The following is a 14,561-nucleotide window of genomic DNA, read 5'->3' on the forward strand; positions in this document are numbered from 1 at the left end:
TTCTAGCTGCCGCCAGTATAGGCATCCTTATTAATCCCCACATTGGGATCTGAAGTAGTCTTGTTGTTAGCGGCATTATAGCTACCGTCGTTGTAGCGATCGCCACCGCTAGTCAGCGCCACATCAGGCTCAGTGACGGTAAAGCTATTGATATTGCTGTTAATAGCATTCTTTTCAGCTTCAGATAAACCCGGAATATCTAGAATATCCTTAACATTGGAATAGGGCGCATTCTGAACAATTTTGCCCGCTAACGTGGGATACATTCCCTTGTATTGAGTAAAGACTCTCACGCTGGCATTGTTTAGATCTAATTTCTGTCCATAGTCAGTGCCCAGCTTGGCATCAACAGGATTTCGGTAGGTAACGGCCAGAGCAGGAACAGACTGCAAGTTCAGCCCCACTGCATTAACGGGGTGTGACCAGCCGAAAAAAGTCAGGCAGCTAGCGAATACGAGACTCAATAAACCAAGGCGTCGGAAGAACGATTGCATATCCCTAAGGACCTCCCTATCAGTATGAAATTTCAACACAGCACTTAATAGAGCGTATCATTTACGACCGACTTCCAGGACAAAACTTCTAGATCTCTGCCCGTTCTTCAGGAGGGCATCTGCAAAAATAGAGTCAAGTCTGCAAAGGAACAGCCGTAGGCAGGGGTTGTCTCTTCATAGCCCTTCCAGCGTACAGAATAGCGGCGAAAGGGTAGACAGTCTCCTTGCCACTGCTTTAGCCCCTGATAGGTCTCCAGCCCCACAGCAATATCTAACCCCAACTGCTTCGTACTGGTCTCCAGCCGGAACGCCGCATTGACGGTGTCTCCTAACGCCGTATAGTCTGGGCGTTCGCTACTGCCCGTGTTGCCCACCATCGCGTGCCCTGTATTGACCCCCGCTCCAATCCGCAAGGGGAAGGGGAGAGGATATGTATGGTGGAGTTCGCTGGTCATTTTATGCAGCGCCTGGAGCGCCAAGAAAGGCCGCTGAATTTCTTCAATGCCAACTTCCTGCGCCCCGTGAATCCAGACCGCCATCACCGCATCACCAATATATTTATCGACCCAGCTGCCGTGATCACGGATAATTTCTCCCGCGCACCGAAACCAAGTGCCCACAACTTCAGAGAGCAGACGCTCATCTAGGCTGTGGGTAAGGCCCGTAAAATTGCGAATATCAACAACCAAGACCGAAATCAACCGCCGTAGATGCAGCAAAGCCGTAGCGGGTTCTTCTGCCGTTAGCGTCTCATAACCGGAAACCTCGCTCAGGTTAACAGGGGCTAAAAACTCAACATTAGTTTGACCAAAGGTCAGCAGATCTTGGTGCTGCAAAGCAATCGGAACGCTGACACGCCGTCCATTCACGAAGGAACCATTATGGCTGCCCAGATCAATTAAATAGGTCTCTCCCATTCCCATTTGCTGCAGCATGGCATGGTTACGAGACATCCACTGATCATTGAGCACGATAGAATTGTCGCTCCCCCGACCAATTGTCCAGAAGCTACTCCCTTCCAGCGGCAGAAAGGATTCCCCCGTCTTTGTTTGAAGCCTTAGATTTGGCTGCTGCAGAGACTCTTGAGCAAAGGGAGAAGTCAATGGGGACGAGACCGCCGCATCAGTCGCAGACTGAACGCTAGAGGTTAGTTGATCAATTCTTTGCTGCTGCTGCAGAATAATCTCAATTAAATGAGTCCGAGAGAGCGAGGCGAGGTGGGGGGGGATAGCTGGACTGGGTGAAAGGTCTTTACTCATGCGGTTGATGCCGCTGATCCTCAGGCTATATCGACTACGAGTGCGACCCTAACCCCTCTGGCCGCGTCAGCGTCTCGACTCCTCCATTGTATGGCTTGTCCATAGTGAAGGCCAATTGAGCTTGAATACCCCGTCACCATGGAGTATTTAAAAACCTTAAAATTGCCAAGTTCACAGCAATCGTAGAGGTGGGAATGCTAGACTTATACTCTAGAAAAATCTTACGGTTTATCAACCAAATCCATGCAAGCGAATAGTCAGTTTGAGGACCCTCCTCAACCGAGTAATGTCAGTGTTGCCAATGTGCTCGGCACAGTGATTGCATCTCTGACGCTAGTGACCCCCCTCTATGTCACAGCCTATTACTCTGCCCAGGAAACACCACTCGTACCGTGGTTCCAGCAGGTTGCCCCTTACCGAGCCAGTTGAGAGCTGTCAACCGTCAGTTCCCCCAACGTCAAAAGACTGGCCCTGAAAGGTAACAATGTCTCCGTCACTAAGCTGTCTTCCACGGCGGGTTTCAGGATGGCCGTTAACTTCTACCTCGCCATTTTGGATGAAGTATTTGGCTTGTCCACCTGTGGCCACGAGACACTTAAACTTCAAGAACTGATCGAGTTTCATAGCTTTAGCCCATTTCCTCAAGGTTAGCTGTAGCGCTTCAGTTCCACTCGATAACGCTGCTTTTTAGTGATGCTAATGTCTCCAATTTCGAGACGGCCTTTGCCCCGAATGGTGACCAAATCTCCGGCTTGCAACGCATGACTTGCCTGGGTAACGGCTTTCCAGTTGACGCGCACGTCTCCAGCAGAGATAAAGCCCACCATCTTACTGCGAGAAAGACCAAAGCCTGCAGATGCGATCGCATCTAATCGCAGCGAAGCCTCCACCGTCGTCATCTCCCTCTTGCGCGGTTCGCGCACTCTGAGTTCCTCTAGCGGAATCGTCTCAGTCTTTACCGAAACAGTCCGCACCTGCGTCAAAGAATCAGAAAGAAACACTGCCATCTCAGGTACCACGATGGCTTGGGCACCCCGCTCCCCTAAGACAAGAATATCACCGACCTTCTCTCGAACAATCCCCGTACCGAGAAGGGCACCCAAAAAATCACGATGGGTTGCCGGGTCAAATAGAAAATTGCCTGCAACATTCAGAGCAACCAACTCTACCTGAGCAATTTCAAGGGGCAACTCTGGGCGTGCCAAAGCCAGCCGCTGCCGTTCCGCCTGCGGATACCCCCCCCAGCTCATCGTTTGGACCTCAGCCAGCAAACCAAAAACCTCCTGTGCCTCAGCCAGCTCCGGCGGAGAGAGGAAGTCAGTCAACACCACCTCCCAGTTTTTAAGGGCTTGCTCAGCTTGATCGATGACGTGTGAAATTTGTTCTTTGGCCTCGACCCGCTTCAGCAGATCCGCCTTCGGCAACATGAGCTATTCTCTCCATTAATAAGGCCCTAAACGCTTACGCGTTTGATCTTAGAGCAGCCTCTAAGACTCATAACAGCTAAAAAAATTAAGGATGAGGCAAAGGCTACAACAGCAGCTGCCCATACGGGCATGACTCTTTAAAATCTTAAAGCAAGTTTCCTTGATGCCACCGACATCAAGGAAACAAAAAAGGTTCTAAAACTGTACAGCAGTTTAGCTGAGTTCCCTACGTATCTTTTTCTTCAGATACAGGTTCCTCTTTCGCCTTCTTATCTGAAGCACCAGCCTGCTGATCCTCAGCCATACCGTACTTCCGCATAAAGCGCTCCACTCGTCCCTCAGTATCAATAATTTTCTGAGTTCCAGTGTAAAAAGGATGATTACCCGACCAAATATCGACGTTCAGCTCAGGCTTAGTAGAGCCAACGGTCATTACAACCTCGCCATCGCAGTACACTTTGGCCTCGGGGTACCACTCGGGATGAATCTCTGATTTAGGCATGGGTCTATGAGTAAAAAGGTGTGCTAAAGATGGAGAATAATGAGTGAAAAATTATCGTTTGGAGTACTGAGGCGCTTTACGAGCCTTGCGTAAGCCATACTTCTTTCGCTCCTTCGCGCGCGGATCGCGGGTGAGATATCCTTCAAGCTTCAATGGCTTGCGGTTATCAGGATCAAGCTGACAAAGCGCACGGGCAACCCCTAAACGGATGGCATCAGCCTGCCCCGTCAAACCACCACCACGGGCGTTGGCAATAATATCGTAATCTCCCTCTAGCCCCAGCGCCTCCAACGGAGCTTTAACCAGCGCTAAATAGGTAGGATTAAACTGCAGGTATAGGTCTCCTGCCTTACGATTAATCGTTAGCTGCCCCGAACCTGGGACTAGCCGAACCCGCACCACAGAAGATTTGCGGCGACCCGTACCAGCATAGCTGACACGGTTAGATTTTTGTTCAGTGGCTTGCATTAGCTATTCGCTCCTGGAATGGTCTGAATCGTTAAGGTTTCGGGCTGCTGAGATTGGTGGGGATGATCAGGGCCAGCATAGACCTTCAGCTTCGTAAATAGCTGACGCCCCAAAGCATTTTTAGGCAGCATCCCCTTGACGGCTTTCTCCACAATCCTCTCAGGAATCCGATTTTGGAGATGATCAAAGGTTTCAGTCTTCATCCCACCCGGTCGCCCTGAGTGGCGACGGTACAGCTTCTGTTCACGCTTACGGCCCGTGACATCAACTTTCTCAGCGTTGATAACAACTACGAAATCGCCGGTATCCATAAATGGAGTGTAATCAGGCTTCGTCTTCCCCCGCAAAATCATGGCGATTTGAGTGGCAAGGCGTCCTAAACGCTGGTTCTCAGCATCCACAACGTACCATTTCTTTTCGAGAGTGGCAGGAGAGGGGAGATAGGTTTTTTGCATGGAATTTCTCAACTTGGCAAAGCTAGCGGGACAAAAACTAAACGGAGGCAGCGGCAGGTAGATGAAACTGAGGAAAGGTATCGAACCAAACCTCCGGCGGGAAAGGAAAGAGGGGATATCCCACCCTCAAAAGACACAGGCCTTGAGGTGGTGCGGCATACCTCACCTGCTCTCGCTGCTCAGTTTGCCAGATCTGCGTAAAACTTTCAGGAGAACGCACTCCTCGCCCCACCTGCACCAGCATACCCACCAGCAGCCGCATCATCCCGTATAAGAAGCCGCTGGCCTGTAGCTCAATCTCAACTAAAGCATCTGAGTAACCATCCTTTTGTCCAGCTTGCCGACATTCAGCAGCCTGAACATCAACCCAAGAGTGAGGACGACTGGAGCCCGCACGATGAAACGCCGCTAGGTGATGATGTCCCACCATCGGCGCCAAGGCCGCCTGCATACGTTCAACATCTAAAGGCTTGTAATAGTAATGCCAAGTAAACGGGCGGAGGAAAAGGTTAGGCCTTGGGTCAGTGTAAAGAGAATAGCGATAGCGCCGCCACTGCGCCGAGAAGCGAGCATGCCAGGTCTTAGGAACCTCTGCAGAACCCCGAATCGCAATGTCAACCGGCAAATACTTGTTAAGCACATTCGACCAGCGATGGGCAGGGATGGGGGATTCTGTCTCAAAATGGGCCACCTGCGCCGCCGCATGAACCCCCGAATCCGTCCGTCCAGCACCATACAATTTGATACGACAGCCTGTAATCGCCTTCAAAGCCTGCTCAATTTCAGCCTGAACGCTGCGATGATTTGGCTGTCGCTGCCAGCCATGAAAATTAGTGCCCAGGTATTGAATGACCAAGGCAATTCGTTTTGAAGTGTCAGTGGAGCAGGCCGTCATAAGTCTGAGTCAAACAGTCATAAGATACGCTAGGTCAGCTCAATAATAGCTAATTCAGCATTATCGCCCCGACGACGAGTCGTGCGAATGATGCGAGTATAGCCACCGTTGCGATCGCTATACCGATCCTTTACCTGATCAAATAAAGCATGGACAAGCTGCTTGTCATAGACGTAACCCAACACCTTACGACGAGAGGCCAAAGAACCATCCTTCGCAAGGGTAATCATTTTATCAGCCTGAGACCGAACCGCTTTAGCACGAGCCTTGGTGGTGGTCACTCGGCCATGACGAATCAATTGGGTAGTCAAAGCACGCAGCAAGGCTTTTCGCTGATCTGCAGGCTTACCCAGTTTTGGAATACGACAACCGTGACGCATAATTTTAATCCTTAACTACTCTTCGAAGACTTTTCGTAGGGAAGCGTAATTCCCAGATGAACCTGGAGCGCTTCAATCACCTCTTCTGCCGACTTGGCACCGAAGTTTTTAATTTCCAGAAGATCCTCCTGGGTATAATCAAGCAAATCAGCCACGCTATTGATTTGGGCTCGCTTGAGACAGTTATAAGCACGGACAGAGAGATTCAAACCTTCAATAGGAATCTGATTAGTCTCATCCTCTTCTTCCACCTCAGACTCTTCTGCAGCCCTAAAGCTAGCGTCTTTAAGAGGCGAGAATAAATCAACTAAGATGGTTGCAGCTTGGCTCAGCGACTCCTGAGGCGTAAGGCTACCGTTTGTCCAAACATCTAAGATTAAGCGATCCTTTTCAAGCGCACCACCAACACGAGCATCCTCAACTGTATAGTTGACTTTACGCACTGGCATGAAGATAGCGTCAAGCTGCAGGAAGTCAAGAGCAGCGGAATCATCCTGACTCTTGCTAATCGACTTGTAGCCTTTGCCAAGCTCAACCTTGAACTCCATCTCTAGCGTCGCATCCGTCGATAGGGTCGCGACATATTGATCAGGGTTAATTACCTCAACATCTGTCGACAGCTCAAAGTTCTGTGACGTCACTGTTGCAGGCCCTTGAACAAACAGTCGGCCAATTTGAGGATCACCGCTATAACTGCGAAGCACCATTTGCTTCATATTCAAAAGAATGTCAAGAACATCTTCACGCACCCCTGGAATAGTTGCAAACTCATGATTAACGCCTGCAATACGTACAGCTGTCACAGCTGCACCCTGGAGATTTGAGAGCAAGACTCGTCTCAGAGCATTCCCAATAGTGGTTCCCTGCCCTCGGTCGAGGGGTTCTAGAATAAATCTGCTATACTGACTGTAATCCGCTTCAGTGCTTGATTCGACACACTCAACCTGAAATTGCGCCACGAAGAATTCTCCCTTGTTGCTCTGCTTAACTCAAGATGGGTTCACTTCCCATCTGATGCAAAATAATCATTAATGCTCTGAATAAATGCAAAAGGTTGACTCCGCTAATAGTGGGTCAACCCCATCACTAAACGCGCCGACGCTTCGGGGGGCGACAGCCATTATGTGGAATGGGCGTGACATCCCGAATCAGAGTGATTTCTAAACCGGCACCTTGAAGAGCACGAATCGCAGTTTCTCGACCTGCGCCTGGGCCACTAACCATCACTTCAATCTGCCGCATCCCCTGGTCAATAGCCCTACGAGCTGCGCTTTCAGAAGCAGTCTGAGCCGCAAAGGGGGTGCCTTTCTTGGCCCCCTTGAAGCCACTAGAGCCGGCCGAAGCCCAAGAAACGACCTCTCCGCCCACGTCACTAATCGTGACAATAGTATTGTTGAAGGTTGACTGAATATGAGCAACGCCATTAGGAACGTGACGCTTTTGCTTACGTCCCCCTGCTCGTTTTGTTGGTTGCTTTGCCATGTTGATTACAAATAATTGAAATAATTAAACAGATTGGGAGCGCAGACATCAAAGCTTAGCGACTCAGACCAGCAATAAACACTACTTCTTAGCAGGTGCTTTCTTCTTGCCAGCAACGGTACGACGACCACCGCGTCGAGTGCGACTATTGGTTCGGGTCCTCTGCCCTCGAACAGGCAAACCTAAGCGATGTCTTCGACCCCGATAGGCACCAATATCCATTAATCGCTTGACATTCATAGATTCCCATCGCCGCAAATCTCCTTCAACCTGATAGGTTGAAATCGCATTTCGCAGAACTGTTACGTCCGTATCAGCAAGGTCTTTAACTCGCGTATCTGGATTGACACCTGTCGCTGCCAAAATATCTTGTGCTCGCTTAAGACCAATTCCATAAATATAGGTCAGACCGATCTCAATACGCTTGTCGCGAGGAAGGTCAACACCGGAAATTCTAGCCACTCTTCTCTATCTCCCTGGGGTGAGCGTCAATTTAACTAACAACCAACCAAAAGAACGCTCTTCTCTCTTTTACTGGCTAACGACTCAGAATCAACCCTGGCGCTGCTTGTGCTTCGGATTGGAACAAATAACCATTACCCGCCCTCGGCGACGAATAACTCGGCACTTGTCACACATTTTGCGCACCGATGAACGAACTTTCATATTTGACTCTTATTTCTACAAAACAGTAATTATAGCGTTTTTGTGTATACTTATAAACATTTTTATGGGCCAGTTACCATTTTATTTTTTTCGTAACCGATAGGTAATACGCCCCTTAGTCAGATCGTATGGACTTAGTTCTACTTTCACGCGATCACCGGGCAAAATCTTGATATAGTTACGCCGGATCTTGCCAGAGATATGGGTTAGCACATTCATCCCATTATCGAGATCAACTCGAAACATTGCGTTCGGCAATGACTCCGTAACAGTGCCCTCCATTTCAATTGCATCTTGCTTAGCCAATGGCTAATTCCTCCGTTTCTACTGTTCCAATTACCTTCCTATCGACTAGCAAGGAAAGTTAAAGTCTTGTATCTAAAATTTATTCCACTCCTGAGACCGCGCTCTGGATTCTCGAGGTAACAATCTCAACGTCTGCCGCACCGTCAATATTGACTAAGCGCGTTCCCTGCTCATAAAACGCCAGCACAGGAGCAGTATCGTTCCGATAGACCCTCAGCCGCTCTTGAATAACATCTTCAGTGTCATCCTTGCGCTGACGACCCAGTAAACGTTCAATTAGAAGCGCTTCAGAAACCTGAAGATTGAGAACTCGGCTATAGTCTTGGTTTATCTCTGAGAGAAGCTGATCGAGAGCCTGAGCTTGAGGTACAGTCCTAGGGAACCCGTCCAATATCCATCCTTCAGCAATGTCAGGTTGAGACAGCCGGTCCCTAACCATGTCAATTACAACAACATCTGGGACTAACTTGCCCTCGTCTAAATAATTCTGGACCTTGAGTCCTAAGTCTGACCGAGCGGCAATAGCAGAACGGAAGATGTCACCCGTCGAAATATGAGGAACCTTCAACTGTCTTGATAAAGCAGCTGCTTGTGTTCCCTTACCTGCACCAGGAGGGCCAAATAGAATCAGACGAGCCACTAGTCTTTCACCATGCCTTCATAACGTTGGGAGATTACGTAGGTCTGAATTTGCTTTGCGGTATCGATCGCAACACCCACCAAAATCAATAGTGACGTAGCCCCTAGCCCTTGAAAAGTGGTTACCTTAGTTGCATTTTCAACTGCCAAGGGAACAATAGCAACGGCCCCTAGGAAGAGCGCTCCCAAGAGAGTCAAGCGATTCAGAACCCGCTCGATATACTCAGTAGTAGCTCGACCTGGGCGGATTCCAGGAATGCTCGCTCCCATCTTCTTTAAATTCTGCGACAAATCAACGGGGTTGATGATCAAAGAGGCATAAAAATAGCTAAAGAAAATAATCATCGACATATAGAAGATGACGTAAACCCAAGGTAGGGAGCTGCTTGGAGATAAATAACTTGCGAAGGTCTGAATGGTTGTATTGCCTGAAAACTGAGCTAAAGTACTGGGTAAGACCAGCATGGCCGATGCAAAAATAATCGGCATCACACCCCCTGAATTGAGTCGTAGGGGCAGATAACTCTTTTGTTCACGATAGAGGCGGCGTCCTACCTGCCTTCGGGCGTAGACAATTGGAATTCTGCGGGTGCCTTCTTGAACAAAAACGATGCCAATGATCATGACCAGAAATACAACGATCAGGGCGATCACACCACCCACGCTGCCGCCGCCTTGAGCAAAATCAATCGTCTGACTGATGGAGCGGGGTAGCACCGAGACAATACTCAAGAAGATCAAGAGTGAAGCACCGTTACCAATCCCTTTCTCTGTGATAATCTCACCGGCCCACATTACAAACATTGAACCGGCAGTCAATGCCAACACCATCTGAACGATGAAAGCAGGGCCTGGGTTAATCACAACACCCTCAGTATTGTTCACTAAAAGAGAAAATCCAATACTTTGCGCAACAGCCCACCCTAAGGCAACATAGCGGGTAATTTGAGAAATTTTGCGTCGCCCAGCTTCTCCCTCGTCTTTCTGCAGTCGCTCAAGAGAAGGTAAAGCTGCGGTTAAAAGCTGCAAGATGATCGAAGCATTAATAAAAGGAATAATGCCCAATGCAAAAATACCGACAGCAGAAAGACCACCGCCAGAGAAATAGTCAAGAAACCCCAAGATTGGATTACCTGCAAAGGCTGTCTTAAAAACCTCTCGGTTGATACCAGGAACAGGCAAATAGATGCCCATGCGGACCAAAATCAAAAGGCCCAATGTAATAAAGACTCGGCCCCGCAGACCTGCGGCCTGGGCCATTTGCATAAAGGTTTCTTGAGCAGTGGGGGCTTTCCCGCGACTAACAACCATGATCGAAAAATCTCGCTAATCTGACGACTGATGATAAACGGAAAAACATGCGTCTAGATGGCCTCAAAACTCCCGCCTGCGGACTCAATTTTTGCGATCGCACCTTTTGTAGCCGCTGCCGCCTTAACGCTGAGTGCTACAGAAAGTTCACCATCACCTAAAAGCTTGAGCGGACCATCATTTGAGGTCACAATCCCTGCTTCCATCAAAGACTCCAGAGTGACGTCAGAGCCTTTTTTGAGATCACAAAGCTTACCAACGTTAACGACCGTATACTCTTTACGGTTAACTAACGTAAAATGCTTAAGCTTGGGTACGCGACGATAGAGAGGATTTTGACCACCCTCAAAACCAGGGCGAGTGGGGCGGCCTGATCTAGATTTCTGACCCCGCATTCCAAAGCCACAGCTAGCGCCTTGACCAGCGGAGATGCCTCGTCCCAGACGGCGGCGGCGCTTCTGTGAACCTGATTTAGGTTGTGCGTCTTGTAATCTCATGGATCCAGTGTATAAATTTTAAGCAAGTTAAAGCAAGATAGCGTTTCGGCCACCCATTAGCAGCGTGTCTAGCTCTTAAGCGTAGAGCTTTTCAACCGGTATGCCACGTTCCTCAGCAACCCCGGAGAAAGTTCGTAAAGAATCGAGCGCATCCAGGGCAGCCCTAGCGTTATTGAGAGGGTTGTCAGAGCCTAACTGCTTCGCGAGCACGTTGCGGACACCCGCTAACTCTAACACGGTACGCACTGCGCCACCGGCAATCACACCTGTTCCTGGTGCAGCAGGCCGGAGCATAACTTTTGCGGCACCACCTCGACCGGTAATTGGATGAGGCACAGAATTAGCCTTAGTGAGCGGAACTTCTACAAGCTGCTTCTTACCGTCAGCAACTCCCTTACGGACAGCTCCAATCACGTCACTAGCCTTACCAACGCCAACGCCAACCTGGCCTTTTTCATTACCAACCACCACAATGGCTCGGAAGCTAAGCTTTTTACCGCCCTTTACCACCTTAGAAACGCGGCGGATCTGAACCACGCGCTCTTGCCAGTTACTGTCTTTCTCGCGGCTGCGATTTCCCTTGCGACGACCTGCCATCTTTCATCTACCTCTTTTAAAACTGTAGTCCTGCTTCACGAGCGGCATCTGCTAATGCCTTAACCCGACCGTGGAAAAGATTGCCGCCCCGATCAAAGACAACAGCCTTAATACCCTTCTCTAAAGCCCGTTCAGCAACCAACTGCCCCACCTGCATGGATGCATCACAATTAGCACCAGACGAAGCCTTTTTCTTCACAGCTTCATCAAGAGATGAAGCTGCTGCCAAGGTATGCTGTTGCACGTCATCAATAACCTGGGCATAAATGTGCTGATTAGAGCGAAAAACAGCGAGACGAGGCTGAGTAGCTGTACCGCTAACTTTTCGACGCACTCGACGATGACGGCTACGGGTAGCCTGCTTACGAGTTTTCATTTACTTCTTCCCTGCCTTGCCGACCTTGCGGCGTACGTATTCTCCCTCATACCGAATTCCCTTACCCTTGTAAGGCTCAGGAGGGCGAACAGCACGAATTCGCGCCGCTGTATTGCCCACAATCTCTTTATTAATTCCACTCACAGTCACATTCGTATTGCCATCTACCGCGACTTGAATGCCTTCCGGTGGTTCAATAGTAACTGGATTGCTGTAGCCAACGTTCAGGACCAAGTTTTTGCCCTGGACCTGGGCGCGATAGCCTACTCCGATAATCTGCAGCTTCCTTTCGAAACCTTTAGAGACGCCTTCCACCATATTGGCAACTAGGGTACGACAGAGTCCATGACGCTGACGAGCATTACGCGACTCATCTCGACGAGACACGACGATGGCCTTATCCTGCTGCTCAAGCAACACTTCAGGAGGCAGCGTTCTAGAAAGCTCTCCTTTCGGACCTTTGACCGCCACAGATTGTCCATCTAAAGTCACCGTGACCTTATCGGGGATTTCCACCGGGCGTTTACCAATGCGAGACATGTTGCCAACTCCGTAATCAAAAAATGCTAGGGAAGACTACCAAACGTAGCAGAGAACTTCACCGCCGACGCCCTGACGGCGGGCGTCTCGATCAGTCATGATGCCGCTGGAGGTTGAGATAATAGCAATACCAATACCACCTAGGACCCTGGGCAACTCTCTACGATTCGAGTAAACTCGCAATCCAGGCTTACTAATGCGCTGCAAAGTATTGATAATGGGCTGACGCTGTTTGCCCTTATACTTGAGCTGAATCACAAGCCGTTGCTCGACACCCTCTCCTGAGTCTTCAAAGGCGGAGATAAAACCCTCCTCCTTTAAGACCGCAGCAATATTGCGAGTCATCTTGGTGGACATCACCTCAGTGGCTTGATGCCGAGCTAGATTCGCGTTTCGAATCCGGGTTAGCATATCGCCGATCGTGTCATTCGCTGCCATAAGTACTCCTTAATAGACCGTTCCCTAGTTATCCCGGAAAGGCATCCCTAAAACTTTCAATAGTGCTCGACCTTCTTCGTCTGTATTGGCAGTGGTGCTAATAGAGACGTCCATGCCCCGAATCTGATCGATGCTGTCATACTCAACCTCTGGAAAAATGAGCTGCTCACGCAGTCCCAAAGTGTAGTTTCCCCGGCCATCAAAACTTCTAGGACTTAAGCCCCGAAAATCTCGAATGCGAGGCAGAGCCAGACTAATCAAACGGTCCAGGAAAGCGTACATGCGCTCACCTCTAAGCGTAACCATGACACCTACGGGCATACCCTCACGAATCTTGAAACCTGCGATCGCCTTCTTAGCACGAGTGACAACAGGTCGCTGCCCCGTAATAACAGCAATTTCGCTCAGAGAGTTTTCCATCGCCTTAGCGTTCTGGGCGGCTTCACCCAAACCCCGGTTGACCGTAATTTTAGAGAGGCTAGGAACTTGGTGGATATTTTTGTAGCTGAACTGCTCCTGCAATTTGGGAACTGCAGTGTCGGTATAGATTTGTTTAAGTCTGACAGTCATAGTCGGTTATGGTCCTTACAATCCCTGGGCTTGGTCAGGGTTGATCACTACGCTATTAATCAATGATTTCTCCCGTCTTTTTCAACATTCGCACCTTGCGACCATCATCAGTAAATGAATAGCAAACTCGACTAGCAACACTTTGCTTCTGAGAGTAGAGCATGACGTTAGAGCTATGAACGGGATACTCATTGGTCGTAATTTGACCCGATTCGCCTTCACTCTGAGGCTTAATATGCTTAGTCTTGATGTTGACCCCTTCAACAATCACCTGACTCGTCTTTGGGTATACCTGAAGGACTTCACCAACCTTAGCCTTATCCTTACCAGCAATGACCTGCACGGTATCGCCCTTCTTGACATGCATTTTATGTCGAATGACAGATTTATTTTTTGTCATTACAAAACCTCCGGAGCAAGTGAGACGATCTTAGTGAAGCTCTTTTCGCGCAGTTCACGAGCCACGGGACCAAAGACACGAGTGCCGCGCGGATTATTATCCTGGTTAATCAAGACCGCAGCATTATCATCAAATTTAATGCTCATGCCGCTTTCTCGGCTAATCGACTTTCGGGTTCGTACAATAACCGCTCGCACAATATCCGACTTCTTAACAGGCATATTAGGCGCAGCGTCTTTGACGGTAGCGATAATGACATCACCGACACCACCGTAGCGACGGTTACCACCTCCCAGCACCCGGATACAGAGAAGTTGTTTCGCGCCGCTATTATCGGCAACATTTAGACGAGTTTCTTGCTGAATCATGGACGGCCCCTACTTGGCAGATGTCAGAATATCGGTCACGACCCAGCGCTTTGTGCGGCTCATGGGACGAGTCTCTTGAATGCGAACGCGATCGCCAATACTACAGCTATTTTCGGCATCGTGAACCTTGTATCGCTGAGTACGGGCCATAATCTTGCCGTATTTTTTATGAGGTGACCGGCTCTCAATTGCCACCACCACTGTTTTGTCCATTTTGTCGCTTACGACTAAGCCGATCCGCTCTTTAACTGCCATGTGACCTTACTCCTTTTAAACTGGCTCCCTGCTGCTTATGCCTGCTGCTCGCGCTGCAGCGTCATCAACTGCGCGATTTGGTGGCGAATTTGGCCCGCCTGATGAGGCTGAACGGTTTGACGAGTTGCCTTTTGGAACCGTAGATCGAATAGCTCGCGCTTAAGATCTTGAATTTTTGTCTCTACCTCAGCCTCTGAGAGCTTTCTGAGGTCACTCATTTTAGAAGAGGCCATGCG

General features: G+C 49.3%; 27 protein-coding genes. 1 reads left to right on the forward strand and 26 read right to left on the reverse strand.

Annotated elements, in window-relative coordinates:
* Nucleotides 1-2: 2 nt before the first annotated feature.
* Entirely contained in the window at nucleotides 3-494 is a 492-nt protein-coding gene (gene psbU, locus C1752_RS00225) for a photosystem II complex extrinsic protein PsbU (protein WP_110984039.1), read from the reverse strand.
* A 107-nt stretch (nucleotides 495-601) separates the two neighbouring features.
* The gene (locus C1752_RS00230) at nucleotides 602-1,753 is read right to left on the reverse strand and encodes an adenylate/guanylate cyclase domain-containing protein (RefSeq protein ID WP_110984040.1); all 1,152 of its coding nucleotides are present in this window, start codon (nucleotides 1,751-1,753) and stop codon (nucleotides 602-604) included.
* A gap of 243 nt (nucleotides 1,754-1,996) precedes the next feature.
* On the opposite strand from C1752_RS00230, the gene C1752_RS00235 reads away from it, so the two are divergent.
* Nucleotides 1,997-2,182, forward strand: coding sequence for a TLTLP motif-containing protein (locus C1752_RS00235; protein WP_110984041.1), 186 nt, complete (start codon nucleotides 1,997-1,999; stop codon nucleotides 2,180-2,182).
* A gap of 6 nt (nucleotides 2,183-2,188) precedes the next feature.
* On the opposite strand, the gene C1752_RS00240 is transcribed toward C1752_RS00235, so the two are convergent.
* The 24 genes from C1752_RS00240 to rpmC form a co-directional block, all read right to left on the reverse strand.
* Nucleotides 2,189-2,377 carry an RNA-binding S4 domain-containing protein gene (locus C1752_RS00240; protein WP_110984042.1) on the reverse strand — a complete coding sequence of 63 codons (189 nt, stop codon included), beginning with the start codon at nucleotides 2,375-2,377 and terminating at the stop codon, nucleotides 2,189-2,191.
* Between the two features lie 23 nt (nucleotides 2,378-2,400).
* Nucleotides 2,401-3,180, reverse strand: coding sequence for a photosystem II electron transport protein, Sll1252 family (locus C1752_RS00245; RefSeq protein ID WP_110984043.1), 780 nt, complete (start codon nucleotides 3,178-3,180; stop codon nucleotides 2,401-2,403).
* A 226-nt stretch (nucleotides 3,181-3,406) separates the two neighbouring features.
* The gene (gene rpmE / locus C1752_RS00250; protein WP_110984044.1) at nucleotides 3,407-3,682 is read right to left on the reverse strand and encodes a 50S ribosomal protein L31; all 276 of its coding nucleotides are present in this window, start codon (nucleotides 3,680-3,682) and stop codon (nucleotides 3,407-3,409) included.
* Nucleotides 3,683-3,733: 51 nt separating this feature from the next.
* On the reverse strand, nucleotides 3,734-4,150 hold the full coding sequence (rpsI, locus tag C1752_RS00255; protein WP_110984045.1) for a 30S ribosomal protein S9: 417 nt from the start codon (nucleotides 4,148-4,150) through the stop codon (nucleotides 3,734-3,736).
* Nucleotides 4,150-4,605, reverse strand: coding sequence for a 50S ribosomal protein L13 (gene rplM, locus C1752_RS00260; RefSeq protein WP_110984046.1), 456 nt, complete (start codon nucleotides 4,603-4,605; stop codon nucleotides 4,150-4,152). The genes rpsI and rplM overlap by 1 nt, the downstream gene beginning before the upstream one ends.
* Before the next feature lie 37 nt (nucleotides 4,606-4,642).
* On the reverse strand, nucleotides 4,643-5,500 hold the full coding sequence (gene truA / locus C1752_RS00265) for a tRNA pseudouridine(38-40) synthase TruA (RefSeq protein ID WP_110984047.1): 858 nt from the start codon (nucleotides 5,498-5,500) through the stop codon (nucleotides 4,643-4,645).
* A 29-nt stretch (nucleotides 5,501-5,529) separates the two neighbouring features.
* Nucleotides 5,530-5,880 carry a 50S ribosomal protein L17 gene (gene rplQ / locus C1752_RS00270; protein WP_110984048.1) on the reverse strand — a complete coding sequence of 117 codons (351 nt, stop codon included), beginning with the start codon at nucleotides 5,878-5,880 and terminating at the stop codon, nucleotides 5,530-5,532.
* Nucleotides 5,881-5,891: 11 nt separating this feature from the next.
* On the reverse strand, nucleotides 5,892-6,839 hold the full coding sequence (locus C1752_RS00275; RefSeq protein WP_110984049.1) for a DNA-directed RNA polymerase subunit alpha: 948 nt from the start codon (nucleotides 6,837-6,839) through the stop codon (nucleotides 5,892-5,894).
* 127 nt (nucleotides 6,840-6,966) lie between these two features.
* Entirely contained in the window at nucleotides 6,967-7,362 is a 396-nt protein-coding gene (rpsK, locus tag C1752_RS00280) for a 30S ribosomal protein S11 (RefSeq protein WP_110984050.1), read from the reverse strand.
* Between the two features lie 81 nt (nucleotides 7,363-7,443).
* Nucleotides 7,444-7,824, reverse strand: coding sequence for a 30S ribosomal protein S13 (gene rpsM / locus C1752_RS00285; RefSeq protein ID WP_110984051.1), 381 nt, complete (start codon nucleotides 7,822-7,824; stop codon nucleotides 7,444-7,446).
* A gap of 90 nt (nucleotides 7,825-7,914) precedes the next feature.
* Nucleotides 7,915-8,028 carry a 50S ribosomal protein L36 gene (rpmJ, locus tag C1752_RS00290; RefSeq protein WP_110984052.1) on the reverse strand — a complete coding sequence of 38 codons (114 nt, stop codon included), beginning with the start codon at nucleotides 8,026-8,028 and terminating at the stop codon, nucleotides 7,915-7,917.
* An 81-nt stretch (nucleotides 8,029-8,109) separates the two neighbouring features.
* Nucleotides 8,110-8,334: a translation initiation factor IF-1 gene (gene infA, locus C1752_RS00295; RefSeq protein WP_110984053.1), complete on the reverse strand. Its 225-nt coding sequence runs from the start codon at nucleotides 8,332-8,334 to the stop codon at nucleotides 8,110-8,112.
* Between the two features lie 79 nt (nucleotides 8,335-8,413).
* Nucleotides 8,414-8,974, reverse strand: a complete 561-nt coding sequence (locus C1752_RS00300; RefSeq protein ID WP_110984054.1) for an adenylate kinase — start codon at nucleotides 8,972-8,974, stop codon at nucleotides 8,414-8,416.
* Nucleotides 8,974-10,284: a preprotein translocase subunit SecY gene (secY, locus tag C1752_RS00305; protein WP_110984055.1), complete on the reverse strand. Its 1,311-nt coding sequence runs from the start codon at nucleotides 10,282-10,284 to the stop codon at nucleotides 8,974-8,976. The genes C1752_RS00300 and secY overlap by 1 nt, the downstream gene beginning before the upstream one ends.
* 53 nt (nucleotides 10,285-10,337) lie before the next feature.
* A complete protein-coding gene (rplO, locus tag C1752_RS00310; RefSeq protein WP_110984056.1) occupies nucleotides 10,338-10,781 on the reverse strand; it encodes a 50S ribosomal protein L15 in 444 nt (147 codons plus the stop codon).
* Between the two features lie 75 nt (nucleotides 10,782-10,856).
* Nucleotides 10,857-11,378 (reverse strand): 30S ribosomal protein S5, encoded by a 522-nt coding sequence (rpsE, locus tag C1752_RS00315; protein WP_110984057.1) that lies wholly within the window; start codon nucleotides 11,376-11,378, stop codon nucleotides 10,857-10,859.
* 16 nt (nucleotides 11,379-11,394) lie between these two features.
* Nucleotides 11,395-11,754 (reverse strand): 50S ribosomal protein L18, encoded by a 360-nt coding sequence (gene rplR / locus C1752_RS00320; protein ID WP_110984058.1) that lies wholly within the window; start codon nucleotides 11,752-11,754, stop codon nucleotides 11,395-11,397.
* The gene (gene rplF, locus C1752_RS00325; protein WP_110984059.1) at nucleotides 11,755-12,294 is read right to left on the reverse strand and encodes a 50S ribosomal protein L6; all 540 of its coding nucleotides are present in this window, start codon (nucleotides 12,292-12,294) and stop codon (nucleotides 11,755-11,757) included.
* A gap of 36 nt (nucleotides 12,295-12,330) precedes the next feature.
* Nucleotides 12,331-12,732 (reverse strand): 30S ribosomal protein S8, encoded by a 402-nt coding sequence (rpsH, locus tag C1752_RS00330; protein WP_110984060.1) that lies wholly within the window; start codon nucleotides 12,730-12,732, stop codon nucleotides 12,331-12,333.
* 24 nt (nucleotides 12,733-12,756) lie between these two features.
* Entirely contained in the window at nucleotides 12,757-13,302 is a 546-nt protein-coding gene (gene rplE, locus C1752_RS00335; RefSeq protein WP_110984061.1) for a 50S ribosomal protein L5, read from the reverse strand.
* Between the two features lie 55 nt (nucleotides 13,303-13,357).
* Nucleotides 13,358-13,702, reverse strand: a complete 345-nt coding sequence (gene rplX / locus C1752_RS00340) for a 50S ribosomal protein L24 (RefSeq protein WP_110984062.1) — start codon at nucleotides 13,700-13,702, stop codon at nucleotides 13,358-13,360.
* Nucleotides 13,702-14,070 carry a 50S ribosomal protein L14 gene (gene rplN, locus C1752_RS00345; RefSeq protein ID WP_110984063.1) on the reverse strand — a complete coding sequence of 123 codons (369 nt, stop codon included), beginning with the start codon at nucleotides 14,068-14,070 and terminating at the stop codon, nucleotides 13,702-13,704. Before rplN ends, rplX begins: the two co-directional genes overlap by 1 nt.
* A gap of 9 nt (nucleotides 14,071-14,079) precedes the next feature.
* Nucleotides 14,080-14,325, reverse strand: a complete 246-nt coding sequence (gene rpsQ / locus C1752_RS00350; protein ID WP_110984064.1) for a 30S ribosomal protein S17 — start codon at nucleotides 14,323-14,325, stop codon at nucleotides 14,080-14,082.
* A gap of 35 nt (nucleotides 14,326-14,360) precedes the next feature.
* Nucleotides 14,361-14,558 carry a 50S ribosomal protein L29 gene (rpmC, locus tag C1752_RS00355; RefSeq protein WP_110984065.1) on the reverse strand — a complete coding sequence of 66 codons (198 nt, stop codon included), beginning with the start codon at nucleotides 14,556-14,558 and terminating at the stop codon, nucleotides 14,361-14,363.
* Nucleotides 14,559-14,561 lie beyond the last annotated feature (3 nt).

This window comes from Acaryochloris thomasi RCC1774 (assembly GCF_003231495.1).
Classification (GTDB): Bacteria; Cyanobacteriota; Cyanobacteriia; order Thermosynechococcales; family Thermosynechococcaceae; genus RCC1774.

What these genes read in the sequence shown, in the direction of transcription:
- psbU (WP_110984039.1), bottom strand. Translation starts at nt 494, where the DNA reads ATGCAATCGTTCTTCCGACGCCTTGGTTTATTGAGTCTCGTATTCGCT.
- C1752_RS00230 (WP_110984040.1), bottom strand. Translation starts at nt 1,753, where the DNA reads ATGAGTAAAGACCTTTCACCCAGTCCAGCTATCCCCCCCCACCTCGCC.
- C1752_RS00235 (WP_110984041.1), top strand. Translation starts at nt 1,997, where the DNA reads ATGCAAGCGAATAGTCAGTTTGAGGACCCTCCTCAACCGAGTAATGTC.
- C1752_RS00240 (WP_110984042.1), bottom strand. Translation starts at nt 2,377, where the DNA reads ATGAAACTCGATCAGTTCTTGAAGTTTAAGTGTCTCGTGGCCACAGGT.
- C1752_RS00245 (WP_110984043.1), bottom strand. Translation starts at nt 3,180, where the DNA reads ATGTTGCCGAAGGCGGATCTGCTGAAGCGGGTCGAGGCCAAAGAACAA.
- rpmE (WP_110984044.1), bottom strand. Translation starts at nt 3,682, where the DNA reads ATGCCTAAATCAGAGATTCATCCCGAGTGGTACCCCGAGGCCAAAGTG.
- rpsI (WP_110984045.1), bottom strand. Translation starts at nt 4,150, where the DNA reads ATGCAAGCCACTGAACAAAAATCTAACCGTGTCAGCTATGCTGGTACG.
- rplM (WP_110984046.1), bottom strand. Translation starts at nt 4,605, where the DNA reads ATGCAAAAAACCTATCTCCCCTCTCCTGCCACTCTCGAAAAGAAATGG.
- truA (WP_110984047.1), bottom strand. Translation starts at nt 5,500, where the DNA reads ATGACGGCCTGCTCCACTGACACTTCAAAACGAATTGCCTTGGTCATT.
- rplQ (WP_110984048.1), bottom strand. Translation starts at nt 5,880, where the DNA reads ATGCGTCACGGTTGTCGTATTCCAAAACTGGGTAAGCCTGCAGATCAG.
- rpsK (WP_110984050.1), bottom strand. Translation starts at nt 7,362, where the DNA reads ATGGCAAAGCAACCAACAAAACGAGCAGGGGGACGTAAGCAAAAGCGT.
- rpmJ (WP_110984052.1), bottom strand. Translation starts at nt 8,028, where the DNA reads ATGAAAGTTCGTTCATCGGTGCGCAAAATGTGTGACAAGTGCCGAGTT.
- secY (WP_110984055.1), bottom strand. Translation starts at nt 10,284, where the DNA reads ATGGTTGTTAGTCGCGGGAAAGCCCCCACTGCTCAAGAAACCTTTATG.
- rplO (WP_110984056.1), bottom strand. Translation starts at nt 10,781, where the DNA reads ATGAGATTACAAGACGCACAACCTAAATCAGGTTCACAGAAGCGCCGC.
- rpsE (WP_110984057.1), bottom strand. Translation starts at nt 11,378, where the DNA reads ATGGCAGGTCGTCGCAAGGGAAATCGCAGCCGCGAGAAAGACAGTAAC.
- rplR (WP_110984058.1), bottom strand. Translation starts at nt 11,754, where the DNA reads ATGAAAACTCGTAAGCAGGCTACCCGTAGCCGTCATCGTCGAGTGCGT.
- rplF (WP_110984059.1), bottom strand. Translation starts at nt 12,294, where the DNA reads ATGTCTCGCATTGGTAAACGCCCGGTGGAAATCCCCGATAAGGTCACG.
- rpsH (WP_110984060.1), bottom strand. Translation starts at nt 12,732, where the DNA reads ATGGCAGCGAATGACACGATCGGCGATATGCTAACCCGGATTCGAAAC.
- rplE (WP_110984061.1), bottom strand. Translation starts at nt 13,302, where the DNA reads ATGACTGTCAGACTTAAACAAATCTATACCGACACTGCAGTTCCCAAA.
- rplX (WP_110984062.1), bottom strand. Translation starts at nt 13,702, where the DNA reads ATGACAAAAAATAAATCTGTCATTCGACATAAAATGCATGTCAAGAAG.
- rplN (WP_110984063.1), bottom strand. Translation starts at nt 14,070, where the DNA reads ATGATTCAGCAAGAAACTCGTCTAAATGTTGCCGATAATAGCGGCGCG.
- rpsQ (WP_110984064.1), bottom strand. Translation starts at nt 14,325, where the DNA reads ATGGCAGTTAAAGAGCGGATCGGCTTAGTCGTAAGCGACAAAATGGAC.
- rpmC (WP_110984065.1), bottom strand. Translation starts at nt 14,558, where the DNA reads ATGGCCTCTTCTAAAATGAGTGACCTCAGAAAGCTCTCAGAGGCTGAG.